The organism is Nocardiopsis salina YIM 90010 (assembly GCF_000341025.1).
GTDB lineage: Bacteria > Actinomycetota > Actinomycetes > Streptosporangiales > Streptosporangiaceae > Nocardiopsis > Nocardiopsis salina.
In genome coordinates this window covers 1-13,013 of record NZ_ANBF01000087.1, presented here as the reverse complement: position 1 = coordinate 13,013, position 13,013 = coordinate 1, and the positions used below count along the sequence as shown (strand labels likewise).

The following is a 13,013-nucleotide window of genomic DNA, read 5'->3' as shown; positions in this document are numbered from 1 at the left end:
AAGATCCGCAAGCGGCGCTTTAAGACCCCCGATGCGTGGGTGCGAGGTGGCTGGTCGAATTGAATCCAATATTAGAGAAGCCCCCGTCTACCCACTTGACGAAGAGACAAACTGGTCTTCCGTCCTCCGGTTCACCGGTGGCCGCATGCGGCCATACAGGCGAAAGAACATTTTTAGACTAGTCAAGATGCGCTAATTTAGACCGTGTCGCATGACCCCTCAGAAGAACTAGGAGAACGCAGCGATGTCCGATGAACTCAGTTTCCCTGCACTCGCAACGTCCGCACTGACTCAGGCTTTCACTTTTCTCTATGGGAGGTTGGCAGTCGTATTGGATCGAAAACTCTCTCCAAGTGAACGCAAGGATATCGAAAGGTCCGCAGAGAGTTCTTCGATAGATGTCGCATCTCTCAAAGTAGACGAGTCTGCTCTGACCGATGAGCGAATGAACCTACTGAGAGTCCTGGATGACGCATTGGGGGTGTACGCAAACAATCCAGAGCTGATTAGATCAGATAATGAACAGCTGCTGCGTTCCCTGGGGCGACTGCGAGACGAACTTGAAACCGTCCACAATCACAGGTTCGCCTTTGGCGAGGAACATGCTTCGACACCACAGGCAGTGGTGGATCAGAAGATGGATCGCGTATCAGGAGAAGTGACGGGAGTAGAGGCGGACGAATTTCAAGGGACTGCGCATGCCCATGTAAACCAAACCGTGAAGAACGTGAACAAAGGCGCAAAAATAATCGGTGCAAAATTCAAGAAAATGGAATGAGAGGACTGTTTCAGATTTCATAGATGCCAACTCTCGAAGAAGGAGAAAACATGTACGATGACAACCACTCCAGCACAGGAAGCCGCGATAATAGGATTATACTGCCCGAGCCTTACAATGAGGCCCCTCGGCCCCAAGTGAGCGACTCGACTGCTCTTGAGTCTCCAATTGATGTATCATCCAATACACAAAATACCCAAGACCCAAATGGGACCGCCGAAACGGGCCGGGAATATAGAAGCGAGAATCAACCAAAAAAGGATGACCACGGATACGCCGACCCCCTAATTCAATCACGCAAGAGATCGAAGGAGATAACCATGGAGATGTAATTGGAGTACTTAACCAGACAGTGCGTAGGCTCCTAGACTCTCACAAGCTATCAGATAGCTATGTAAGCGAATGTGTTTCAGTCTATGTGCAACATCCACAAGCGGAGTCGTGCCTAGAGATTCTCAAGTCTCACCGAGTTATCGTTCTTACTGGAGCTCGAGGAATAGGCCGCCACACCGCCGCGATTTGGTTGCTTGACCAACTGAGCGACATTCGACTTCGCGAGGTCCGCAGGGAGCCCACGGAACCATTCAACGTAAGCGATATATTGAGCGATCGTCAAGCGGGTTGGATACTAGACCTGCGGAGCGAAGATGCCGATCTAGCCATCGACTTCGGCCGTTCGATCGCAGATGAAGAAACCAAGACTGCCCTAAAGCAGGCTGGATCCTATCTCGTCGTTATTGCGCGAACCGACCTCTGGGAGAAGATTGGCAATGGAGGCCGGGAGCTTGAATCGTCCCTCACCGAGCCCCCGCCGAAGGAAGTTCTGATTAGGCACCTACAATCTGGAACGTCGCCCCTAAAGCAACATCACGCACACCTCTGGTCGAACAACTCGGAGATAACAAAGGAGCTTTCTGGCCTGACACCAGTGGAAATTGTGGACTGGTCCAGCGACATACGAAACGAACACTCTATCGCCCTGAAAGAATCTGATTACATAGAACTCCCCACGGAGAGCGTAGAGAATGCTGTTCAGGCGAGAAGGAACTGGCTTGAAGATCTCCTAAAATGGCACAAAACCAACCAGTCCCCGCATTGCCGCAACTTCATTCTTGCTGCCGCAGTACTAGACGGTTGCCGAGCGGGTGAAATCTATAGTGAATCACAGAATATTTCTTCCTTCCTAAGTGAAGATCAAGAAGAGAAAGACATCGGCCAGGGTGGCCCAGGGATTTATGAGCTAGTCGATATCTCAGAGGCAGTTCTGAAGAACGGAGACTATCTTACTTTTCCAAAATCCGGATACGCTCGATCCATTATCGAGTACTTCTGGGTGGATCGTATGCACCTTAGGCCAAAGTTCATCAACTGGCTGGTCGACACCTCAAAGAACAAGGGTGGGAATTACGACTCCGAGACATTTGAACGCATGGGTGACTACATTCTTCGATGGTCCTCCCAGCGCCGCGACATCGGTGATCTGGAGAAGATACTATTCGCTTGGTCCAGCAATGAGAACCTAAGGCATAGCGCACAAGACCTACTGACCGCCGCAGCCTTTGATCCTGAAATTGGAAGACAAGTTCGAGATAAAATGTTGACATGGTCTAAAAGCACTAACACGAATGACGTGCATCTGCAATCAGTAATCGCTCATGCCTGCGGCGGGCCGCTTGGAACCGTCTTTGACAGGGTCATGATCTATCGACTGGGCCACTTGGTAGAATCACCTGACCAGCAGGTAAAAGAAGCGTCGTTGAAGTCTTTCGAGACACTTTGGAGCGCGGAACATACTCGCCCCAGAATTCGGGATACGATCACGCAGTGGCTCACCGGAAATGATCCAAGCCGTCGAGAAGTAGGGCTCAGTTCTTTTATTGCAATCGCTCGCGTGACGAACGGATTCAGGACGGCTGCAAACTCTCAAGATGCACAGACTGGAGAATGGTCCTTCTATGCCGCCGGTTGGAAGGCAGCCCTAGAAAAGAAGCCAAGGCGTACGAACATCGATACGGCCTTCGCTTTGTGGATGAGCAATGCTCTGATATCTAATATCGACGAGGCGGTATGCACAAGGATAATCGAGGAATCAATCCGTTCGTCGGCCTCAAGTGGGCAAGTTACAGGAAATAGAATTTCCGCCCTGACCAGGATGCTCTTTGTTTGGGCACCCGCAAGTGTGAGCGACGACCGAGCAGGCGTCAGGGACCGCATTATCGAGCGAGCGTCCGGGCTGGATCCAATCCGGCATTTGGAGGCTGCCCCTGCGGCCGACAAGACCTATGATTAAAATCCTTCGAGAGTGGCGAGAGAAGCGCAGAAATCAGGAACTGCTATTCGTCGCATCCGATCTGCGAAGCATCGATCCTGGGCTGTTCTTTCGGATGGAGATCCGAGCACTTTGGAGACCCTCCAGTGGTACACAGCGCCATTATAACCCAGAGGCAGTCGTCCGCAGTTTTGTTCGAGATCGCGCACAAAAACTTTGCAAGGGCGAATCGCTCAAGGATTTCCAGTCTGTCGAAGACAAGATCAATTATTCGCTGGGCATGGAGAGGGACCTCGCGCAAGGCGGTGTGCGCCACATCTGGGGGCGCGGGCGTATGGATATATCCCCAGATTCGCTTGCTTCTGCGCTTGAGCTCGAGAAGAGCCGCCTTAAGAGATTAGAAGACGAAAGGGAGCAAGAAGACCAATTTAGACTTATAGCTAATTTTCGTCGAAAAGTACTCGAAGATCCTGGCATGGCTTTGGCTTATAGTTTCATGAATGACCCCCAGAGCCTGAATAGTCAGACCCTGGAGGACATCGAAACATTAATCAACAGATTGACCTTTCATGGCGCGAATCAATCTTGGTCCTTGATTGCGAAAGTTCTTCTTGAATTCATCAATGACCTCAGCCATGAGGAGAAGCGAGATTCCCTAGAGGTTCTGATGATCATCTTCAAACGGTACGAGCGGCATGACATGGTGGAGCGGCTGCGTTCCGATCTTGGCTGGTAGGCCCCTGCGGAGCGGCGGCTCCGCACCGGGGTTCAGCCAAGACCTCTGAACAGGACTTGGCGATGCCGAGCGGGGCCACGGACCACTGATGGCGTGTCACTTAGAGCTAGTGCATAGCAATGCGTCCCAGACGTCTATGCCCCAGTTCGACCCAGGGGCTGATCACGTCGCGAAGGCACTGGATACAGGTGGCCAAGTCGCATCAGCCACATGCCTGCCTGCATAACATTGACGTCACAAACTGTTTGTGGGCTTCCCGGCCCCGTTCGGCCCGGTCACGAGCAGCCGCCCGTCCGCGGGCACATCCAGGTGGGACAAGCGCAGCCGACCGGGCAGCTCCACGTCCCGGAGCATCAGCGCCTGGCCGCCTGCGGCTCCGGGCCGGGCGGTCAGGTGTCCGGAGAAGGAGAGCCTGCGCGGAGGTCTGCGCACCTGGTCGCGTTCGAGCGCCTCCAGGCGCCCGCGTGCGTCGCGCACCCGCCGCGAGACCTGCTGGGCCACCCGCTCCCCGGAGGCGTCGTAGCTCATCTTCTCGTTGTCCCTGGGTGGACGGTTGTGTCCCACCTTGCGCGCAGTGGTGCGTACGGACTCCCGCAGTGCCTTCAGCCGTTCCTGCTCGTCCTGGTGGCGCCGTTCCCACCGCTCCCGCTCGAGCTTCTTCTCGTGCAGGTAGTAGGAGTAGGCACCGCCGTAGAAGACGGGACCGTCCACGGCGGGGTCGAGGTCGACCAGACCGGTGCAGACCGCGTCCAGGAAGACCCGGTCGTGGCTTGCCAGCACCACCAGGCTCGGCAGGTCGCGCAGGTACCCCTCGAGGAACTCCAGAGCAGCGTCGTCCAGGTGGTTGGTGGGCTCGTCCAACAGCAGGGCACGAGGACGCCGGATGAGCAGGGCGGCCAGGGCCAGGCGGGCGCGTTGGCCGCCGGACATGCGTTCCACGGTGCGGTCGGCGCCCAGCCCGTCGATGCCCAGGCCCGCCACGACGAGATCGGCGCGCCGGTCGGCGTCCCAGACCTCGAGGCGCTCGGCCTCGGACAGGACCTCGGCGTACTCGGCCAGGACTCGTTCGTCTCCGGGGCCGTCGTTCATCGCCTCGGCACAGCGGGTCAGGCGCTGTTCGACCTCGCGCGCGGGCACGAGCGCGTCTGCCACGACGTCCCCGAGCGTGGCCTCGGGACCGTAGGGCAGTTCCTGGTGCAGGAACCCGGTGTCGTCAGGGCGTTCGACACTCCCGGAGTCGGGCTCCTCGGCCCCGGCGAGCAGGCGCAGGAGCGTGGACTTTCCGGAACCGTTCTCCCCGACCACGCCCAGGCGCTGACCGGGGGCCGCGTCGAGGCCGATCCCGTCCAGGACCACGTGGGTGCCGTAGGCGCGGGACAGGTCGCGGGCGCTGAGCGTGGCCGCGCCGCTGGGGGTCGATGTGGTGTGCGGATTCACGGTGTGGGACCACCCTTCGTCGTGGGGTGGGCCTCGATGCGCAGGTGCCCGTGGGCGGCGGTCTGCTGGGGCGAGGGTGTCGCCGACATCGAGACCGCACCACGGGCTGAGAACTGTGGCGGCCCGAGCGGGGTCGGCTCCAGCCCCTTCGGCGAGCCCCGCACACTCGGGCGGTCGGTCTCAATGTCAGTTGCGCATGACGTGTTCAGATCAACCGCCCCGGACGGGCCGCGCAAAGGTGTTCGCGCACGCCCCGCCCGGGGATGCAGTTCAGTCGCGGTGGCGCATGCGCCGGTACTGCTCGACGAGGGCGGCGGTGGAGACGTCGAGGCCGGGAACCTGCTCGCCGTCGGTGAGCGCGGGTTCCACACGCTCGGCGAGCACCTTGCCGAGCTGGACCCCCCACTGGTCGAAGGAGTTGACGTTCCACACGGCGCCCTGCACGAACACCTTGTGCTCGTAGAGCGCGACGAGCTGGCCGAGCACGGCGGGGGTGAGCTGTTCGGCCAGGATCGTGGTGGTGGGGCGGTTGCCCGGGAACGTGCGGTGCGGCACCAGGTGGGCCGGCACCCCCTCGGCTGCGACCTCCTCCGCGGTGCGGCCGAAGGCCAGCGCCTGGCCCTGGGCGAAGAGGTTGGCCATGAGCAGGTCGTGCTGGCCGTGCAGGTGGTGGGGCAGGTCGGGGCCGGGACGGGCGAACCCGATGAGGTCGGCGGGCACGAAGCGGGTGCCCTGGTGCAGGAGCTGGAAGTAGGCGTGCTGCCCGTTGGTTCCGGGGGTGCCCCAGACCACGGGGCCGGTGTGCCAGCCCACGGGCCGGCCGTCGCGCTGGACGGACTTGCCGTTGGACTCCATGTCGAGCTGCTGCAGGTAGGCGGGGAAACGCCCCATGTGGTGGCTGTAGGGCAGCACGGCGTGACTGTGGGCGTCGTGGAACCCGCCGTACCAGACGCCCAGCATCCCCAGCAGGAACGGCAGGTTGGTCTCGGGGGGCGCGGTCGCGAAGTGCTCGTCCATGAGGTGGAACCCGCTGAGCATCTCGCGGAAGCGTTCCGGCCCGAGGGCGACCATGAGCGAGAGGCCGATCGCCGAGTCGTAGGAGTATCGTCCGCCCACCCAGTCCCAGAACTCGAACATGTGGGAGGTGTCGATACCGAAGCGGGAGACCTCGTCGGCGTTGGTGGAGACCGCGACGAAGTGGCGGGCCACGGCTTCGTCGTCGCCCTCGTGGCCCAGTGCGTCCAGCAGCCAGCGCTTGGCCTCGGTGGCGTTGGCGATGGTCTCCTGGGTGGTGAAGGTCTTGGAGGCGACCACGAACAGGGTCGTGGCGGGGTCGGCGCCGACGAGCGCCTCGTGCAGGTCGGCACCGTCGACGTTGGAGACGAACCGGAACTCGAGCCCGCGGTCGGTGTAGGGGCGCAGCGCCTCGTAGGCCATGGCGGGGCCCAGGTCGGATCCGCCGATGCCGATGTTGACCACACGCGTGACGGCACGTCCGGTGCGCCCGAGCCATGTGCGGGAGCGGACCTGTTCGGCGAAACCGGCCATGTGGTCCAGGACCCGGTGGACCTCGGGGACGACGTCGTGCCCGTCGGTGCGGATCACGGCCTCGCTCGGGGCACGCAGGGCGGTGTGCAGGACCGCGCGGTCCTCGGTGACGTTGATGCGGTCCCCGCGCAGCATGGCGTCGCGCAGGTCGGCGACGCGGGTCGCGCGGGCGAGGTCGGCCAGCAGCTGCCAGGTGCGGTCGGTGACGAGGTTCTTGGACAGGTCGACGTGCAGGTCGCCCACGCGCAGGCTGTTGCGGTCCACGCGTTCGGGGTCGGATTCGAAGAGGTCGCGCAGACGTGTGGAGTCGAACCTGGAACGGTGCTCGCCCAGGGCCTTCCATTCGTCGCGGCGGTCCAGTGCGATGGCGGCCTCGGCCCGCTCACCGGTGGCCTCGGCGCGGGGCAGGGGTGTGCTGGCGGACATCCGGTCGCTCCTGTCCGTACGGTGTGGGCTCGCCCAGGGCCTGTTCGGCGAGCACCCGGTTACCTGCTGCGCGGCGCCCCAGCAGCACTCTCGCTGCGTTCTCATCGGTCAACGGCGCGTCCCTCGGTCCGACTCCTTCTTCGGCCTTGCGACAGCACCACTGTCCCGCCCGTCGCCCGCCACCGCCCTGAACGGACGCCTGACGGCGCAGTACTCGTCGAAGCAACGGAAGGCGCCCACCGAACAGACCCTAGCTTTCCACAGAAGCGCGTTCGCTGCGTAGTGCTTCGACCTCGGTCCGCAGCGAACGCAGTTCCTCCAGGATGCGTTCCTGGTGGTCGTCCCCGCGCGGCCCCCGGGGACTGCGGGGACCGAGCACCGGTTCGGCCTTGGGCTGCTCGTCGTCGCCGGTCTTGTTGAGCGCCTCGACCGCCACCGCGATGAAGAGGTTCAGGGCGATGAGCGTGGACACCAGCACGAAGACGACGAAGAAGATCCACGCGTAGGACTGGTGGGCCATGACGTCGTCGGCGATGGTGGCCCAGCCGTCGGCGGTGAAGATCTGGAAGAGCGTGAACAGCGAGGTGCCGAGGTCGCCGAAGTGCTGCGGGGAGTCGGCGCCGAAGAGCTTGGTCCCGATGACCGCCGAGACGTAGAGCAGCAGCACGACCAGCACCAGGATGGAGGCCATGCCGGGCAGGGCGCGGAAGAGGCCTGCCACGACGTGGCGCAGGGCGGGCACGACCGTGACCAGGCGCAGGACGCGCAGCACCCTGAGCACACGCAGCACGGAGAAGGGGCCGCCGGTCGGGACCAGGGCGATACCGACGACGATGAGGTCGAACCAGCTCCAGGGGTCCTTGAAGAAGCGCCTGCGATGGGCGAAGAGCCGCAGCGCCAGCTCGGTGACGAACAGGGCGAGGATGACCCGGTCGACACGCATCAGGTTGTCGCCGTGTTCGGCCATGATCCGTGGCGAGGTCTCCAAGCCGAGGATGACGGCGTTGACGAGGATCAGCGTGATGACGACGGACTGGAACCAGGAGGCCTCGACGGTCCTGCGGACCCCTTCGCGTACGGTCACTGCTCGTGGAATTCCGTTCATGACGATTGGTTCGACGGCGGTCGAAGCTTACCCCCGGTCACCGTGGTGCGGGTTCGCCCCCGGGCGTGCGATTCACCGCACTGGCAGGCGCGCGTCAGGCCCCGCGCCAGGACTGATAACGACCGCTCCGACCGGGAATGATGCAGTAGTAGGACCGATGGCGAGGGGGCGCCGGTGAGTGCACGACGCGATCCCGAGAACCCCGGCCGTACGGACATCGACGACGTGGACGCGGTCATGGATGCCGGGGCACCGGACCAGGACTCGGCGGTGGCCGAGTACCTGGAAGAACGGCCCGAGAACCACCGCATCGACGAGATCGAGGACCGTGGGTCGCTGGGCATAGACGCCGAGTTGCCGCGTGAGGTCCCCGACCCCGCGCCCGAGCCGGAGGAGGAGCGCCCTCCGGTGCCGCGCCGCGGTGATCTGGCGCGGCTGCTGCGCGCAGAGGAGTTCGCCGACCGGGTGCGCGGCCAGGAGTGAGCCCGACCGGCCGCTACCGTTCCCGGTCGGCCCGGACCGCACTCTCGACGCCTGGTGCGGCCTGGCCCCGCAGCTCGGTGCGCAGCCAGTCCTCGACGCGCAGTACGTGCGCGGTGGCGGCAGCGCGGGCTGCGTCGGGGTCCCGGGCGAGCAGGGCCTCGTGGATGCGGTGGTGGTCCTCGCGGAGTTTGGCGGTGAGCCCGGCCTGGCGGTGCCCGGCCCACACGCGCGTGTGGAAGCTGGCGGAGCTGAGGCCGTCGTTGACTGCGGCGAGGGTGGCGTTGCCGGTGGCGGCGACGATGGCCTGGTGGAAGCCGAGGTCGGCCGAGACCGTGCCGTCCCCGCCGTCGATGTCCTCCAGCAGGGTGCCGATGTGGGCGAGCTGGGCGTCATCGGCGCGGGCGGCGGCCAGGGCAGTGGCGGCGGGTTCGAGCATGCGGCGCACCTGGAGGACCTCCAGCAGAGTGGCGCCCTGGGAGACCTCGGCCAGGACGGAGAAGGTCTCCAACAGGTCCGAGGGGCGTAGGGCCGTGACGTAGACCCCCGCTCCGTGGCGCGACTCCAGCACACCCAGGGTGATGAGAGCACGGATGGCCTCGCGCATGGAGCTACGGGAGACACCCAGGTCGGCGGCGAGGTCGCGCTCGGTGGGCAGGCGGTCGCCGGGACCGAACCGACCGTCGGAGATCCGGCGCTTGATCTCCTCGACGGCCCTCTGGGTCACAGGGGTGCGCCGGGCGTCGAGGTCGGTCACGGGGTCTCCAGGCGTGGTCGGCGGGCAGGTGGCCGGGGCGGGGCCCCATCGTGGCAGCTTCTCACTTCCCTGAGAGATCATACCAATTTTCCCCTTGCACACAGTGAAACCTCAGAATCTGTCTGAGAAAAGCAGGTACCTTGCACCTCCCTCACCTGCGTGCCAGAGTGGTCCGACCACCAACGGGTGGAACGAAGGAGGGACATGCGGATCGCACTGTTCATCACCTGTGTCAACGACACACTGTTCCCCGGAACCGGGCGGGCCGTGGTGGACCTGCTGGAGCGGCTGGGACACGAGGTGGTGTTCCCGGAGGGGCAGACCTGCTGCGGGCAGATGCACTACAACACCGGCTACCGCCGCCCGGCCGCGAAGATGGCGGTGCGTTTCGTGCAGACCTTCGGCGACGCCGACGCGGTGGTGGTCCCCTCCGCCTCNGGCGGCAGCCGCCTGTCCCGCAAGGTCGCCGACCTGGCGCCGCGCGTGTACGACCTGACCGAGCTCCTCGTCGACGTGCTCGGCGTGACCGACGTGGGCGCCTACTACCCCCACCGGGTCGCCTATCACCCCACCTGCCACGGGCTGCGCATGCTCGGGCTGGGCGACCGGCCCCACCGACTGCTGCGCGCGGTCCGCGGCCTCGAACTGGTGGAGGTCGCACAGGCCACCGAGTGCTGCGGGTTCGGCGGCACGTTCTCGGTCAAGAACGGCGACGTGTCCTCGGCCATGGGCGCGGACAAGGCCCGCCACGCCGTCGACACCGGGGCCGAGGTGCTGTGCATGGTCGACAACTCCTGCCTGATGCACGTGGGCGGGATCCTGGAGCGCCAGCGCTCGGGCATGCGCGTCGCCCACATCGCCGAGATCCTCGCCCACACCGAGACGAGCGCTCCCGCCGTCCCGCCGACCGCCTCCCCAGCCACGGAAGGGGCCCGCCGATGAGTGCGACGTTCCTGGGCATCCCGCCCTTCCCCGAGGCCGCCCACACGGCCGTCGAGGACTCCCAACTGCGCCACAACCTGCGCAAGGCCACCCACACGATCCGCGACAAGCGCGGCCAGGTCGTCGATGAGCTCGGCGACGACTGGTCGGCGCTGCGTTCCGAGGGCGCGGCGATCAAGGAACACACCCTGCGCCACCTGGACCACTACCTGGAGCAGGTCGAGGATTCGGTGCAGCGGGCCGGCGGGACGGTGCACTGGGCCTCCGACGCTGCCGAGGCCAACGAGATCGTCACCCGGCTGGTGCACGAGACCGGGCAGAGCGACGTGGTCAAGGTCAAGTCGATGGCCACACAGGAGATCGAGCTCAACCAGGCGCTCGAGCGGGCCGGCATCACCGCCTACGAGACCGACCTGGCCGAGCTCATCGTGCAGCTGGGCGACGATCTCCCGTCGCACATCCTGGTCCCCGCCATCCACCTGGGGCGGGCCCAGATCCGGGAGATCTTCCTGCAGCAGATGGCCGAGTGGGGCGTTCCCGCTCCCCCGGGGCTGACCGACGACCCGCGTGCGCTCGCCGAGGCCGCCCGGGTCCACCTGCGCGAACGGTTCCTCAGCACCCGCACGGCGATCTCGGGAGCCAACTTCGTGGTCGCCGACTCCGGGACACTGGTGGTGCTGGAGTCCGAGGGCAACGGGCGCATGTGCCTGACGCTGCCCGAGACGCTCATCTCCGTGGTCGGGATCGAGAAGATCGTGCCGACCTTCGACGACCTGGAGGTGTTCATGCAGCTGCTGCCGCGCTCCTCCACCGGCGAGCGCATGAACCCCTACACGTCGATGTGGACCGGAATCACCCCGGGAGACGGGCCGCAGGAGTTCCACCTGGTGCTGTTGGACAACGGCCGCACCGACGTGCTCGGAGACACGGTGGGGCGCCAGGCGCTGCGGTGCATCCGCTGCTCGGCCTGCCTCAACGCCTGCCCGGTCTACGAACGTGCGGGCGGGCACGCCTACGGGTCGGTGTATCCGGGCCCGATCGGCGCGATCCTCACGCCCCAGTTGCAGGGGATGTCCTCGGAGGTCGACAAGGCCCTGCCGTACGCGTCGTCGCTGTGCGGGGCTTGTTACGAGGTGTGCCCGGTGGCCATCGACATCCCCGAGGTGCTGGTGCACCTGCGCGAACAGGTCGCGGAAGGGCCCGGGCACACGGGTGAGAAGGCGATGATGGCCGGCGCGGAGGCCGCACTGTCGTCCCCGGCCACGCTGGACGCAGCGCAGCGGGCCGCCTCCCTGGCGCGCGGGGCCGTGCCCCAGCACCTTCCGGGCCTGGCCGGGAACTGGACCGACACCCGTTCGGTGCCCGAGATCCCGGAGGAGTCGTTCCGCCGGTGGTGGAAGAAACGAGGAGGGGAGCGCTCTTGACGACCGCACGAGAGCGTGTGCTGGGCCGGGTGCGCGCGGCCCTGCAGGACGTGCCCGCCGACGAACCCGCCGAGCGTTCCCTGCAACGCACCTATGCGGACAGCCACGGCATGGGCCCCACCCTGGAGGTACTCGTGGACCGGCTGGACGACTACAAGGCGCTGGTGCGCCGGGTCCGGCCCGAGGAGCTGGCCGGGCAGGTCGCCGCCGCGTTGGAGAGGCGCGGGGCACAGCGCGTCGTGGTGCCCTCGGGCGCCCCCGATGGGTGGTTCGCCGAGACCGGGGTCGAGCGCGTGCCCGACTCCCGGGAGGACCCGCTGCCGTTGGAAGCGCTGGACGGTGTCGACGGGGCGGTGACCGGGTGCGCGGTGGCGGTCGCGGAGTCCGGAACCATCGTGCTCGACGGCGAGCCCGACCAGGGGCGGCGTGCGACGACGCTGGTGCCCGACTACCACCTGTGTGTGGTCCGGGCCGAACAGGTCGTGGACGCGGTGCCCGAGGCCGTGCGGATGCTGGAGCCGACCCGTCCGCTGACCTGGATCAGCGGCCCCTCGGCGACCAGCGACATCGAACTGGACCGCGTCGAGGGTGTGCACGGGCCCCGCACACTGGAGGTCCTGGTGGTGGCCGCGGACGGGTGACCGACCGGCCCGGCGGTCAGCGGCCCCAGTCCCGCAGGAGCTGCTCCAAGGGGTCCGGCTCCGGCTCGGTCTGGGCGAAGGGCGCCCGGTAGCGGGCGCCCGCGCCCGCCGGTGCCGCGCGTCGGGGGCGGGCCACGGGCACGGTCGTGTCGCCCTGTTCACCGTCCTCGGCCATCGGTGCCTGGTAGCGGGCCCCGCGCGGGACCGGTTTGCGTTTGCGCCGCACCCACCGGCGTACGGCCCCGGTGCGTTCGGGTTGGGGAGCGGGTTCGGGCGCAGGTTCGCCCGTGGGGGTGAACCGCACCGGGAGCTCGACCGGTCCGCACACACCCGGGTCGGGGCCGCGTCGCAGGTGCCCGGCCTCGACGGAGAGCATGAGCCCGCGCAGGCGGTCCAAGGCCGTGTCGATGGCAGTACGCACGAGTTCGCGCACCACTGCGGTGGCCGGGCAGCGGTGTGCACCCGCGCCC

10 protein-coding genes and 2 pseudogenes are annotated in these 13,013 nt (G+C 65.2%); 7 read left to right on the top strand and 5 right to left on the bottom strand.

Annotation, left to right across the window (positions count from 1 at the left end):
- Window positions 1–244: 244 nt before the first annotated feature.
- The 3 genes from D474_RS31685 (at window position 245) to D474_RS31675 (ending at window position 3,783) form a co-directional block, all read left to right on the top strand.
- Complete coding sequence (locus D474_RS31685; protein WP_152476717.1) at window positions 245–778, top strand: hypothetical protein; 534 nt, start codon at window positions 245–247, stop codon at window positions 776–778.
- Between the two features lie 523 nt (window positions 779–1,301).
- On the top strand, window positions 1,302–3,068 hold the full coding sequence (locus D474_RS31680; protein ID WP_152476715.1) for a hypothetical protein: 1,767 nt from the start codon (window positions 1,302–1,304) through the stop codon (window positions 3,066–3,068).
- Window positions 3,061–3,783, top strand: a complete 723-nt coding sequence (locus tag D474_RS31675) for a hypothetical protein (protein WP_152476713.1) — start codon at window positions 3,061–3,063, stop codon at window positions 3,781–3,783. The genes D474_RS31680 and D474_RS31675 overlap by 8 nt, the downstream gene beginning before the upstream one ends.
- A gap of 246 nt (window positions 3,784–4,029) precedes the next feature.
- On the opposite strand, the pseudogene D474_RS28165 reads toward D474_RS31675, so the two are convergent.
- The 3 genes and pseudogenes from D474_RS28165 to D474_RS0109705 form a co-directional block, all read right to left on the bottom strand.
- Window positions 4,030–5,220, bottom strand: a pseudogene (locus tag D474_RS28165) (ATP-binding cassette domain-containing protein); the annotation flags it as partial.
- Window positions 5,221–5,490: 270 nt separating this feature from the next.
- Window positions 5,491–7,194: a glucose-6-phosphate isomerase gene (gene pgi, locus D474_RS0109710; protein WP_017613388.1), complete on the bottom strand. Its 1,704-nt coding sequence runs from the start codon at window positions 7,192–7,194 to the stop codon at window positions 5,491–5,493.
- 250 nt (window positions 7,195–7,444) lie between these two features.
- Window positions 7,445–8,278, bottom strand: coding sequence for an ion transporter (locus D474_RS0109705; RefSeq protein WP_017613387.1), 834 nt, complete (start codon window positions 8,276–8,278; stop codon window positions 7,445–7,447).
- Window positions 8,279–8,473: 195 nt separating this feature from the next.
- Here D474_RS0109705 and D474_RS0109700 point away from each other — a divergent pair, with 195 nt between their 5' ends.
- Window positions 8,474–8,782, top strand: coding sequence for a hypothetical protein (locus D474_RS0109700; RefSeq protein WP_017613386.1), 309 nt, complete (start codon window positions 8,474–8,476; stop codon window positions 8,780–8,782).
- A 13-nt stretch (window positions 8,783–8,795) separates the two neighbouring features.
- On the opposite strand, the gene D474_RS28160 is transcribed toward D474_RS0109700, so the two are convergent.
- On the bottom strand, window positions 8,796–9,536 hold the full coding sequence (locus D474_RS28160) for a FadR/GntR family transcriptional regulator (protein WP_017613385.1): 741 nt from the start codon (window positions 9,534–9,536) through the stop codon (window positions 8,796–8,798).
- 204 nt (window positions 9,537–9,740) lie between these two features.
- Between D474_RS28160 and D474_RS0109690 the strand changes: the two genes are divergently transcribed.
- From D474_RS0109690 to D474_RS0109680, 3 genes are read left to right on the top strand one after another with little or no spacing between them, the layout of a single operon-like run.
- The gene (locus tag D474_RS0109690; RefSeq protein WP_017613384.1) at window positions 9,741–10,478 is read left to right on the top strand and encodes a (Fe-S)-binding protein; all 738 of its coding nucleotides are present in this window, start codon (window positions 9,741–9,743) and stop codon (window positions 10,476–10,478) included.
- Entirely contained in the window at window positions 10,475–11,902 is a 1,428-nt protein-coding gene (locus D474_RS0109685) for a lactate utilization protein B (protein WP_017613383.1), read from the top strand. Before D474_RS0109690 ends, D474_RS0109685 begins: the two co-directional genes overlap by 4 nt.
- On the top strand, window positions 11,899–12,543 hold the full coding sequence (locus tag D474_RS0109680) for a LutC/YkgG family protein (protein ID WP_026118335.1): 645 nt from the start codon (window positions 11,899–11,901) through the stop codon (window positions 12,541–12,543). Before D474_RS0109685 ends, D474_RS0109680 begins: the two co-directional genes overlap by 4 nt.
- A gap of 16 nt (window positions 12,544–12,559) precedes the next feature.
- On the opposite strand, the pseudogene D474_RS32215 reads toward D474_RS0109680, so the two are convergent.
- A pseudogene (locus D474_RS32215) lies at window positions 12,560–13,013 on the bottom strand (cytochrome P450); the annotation flags it as partial.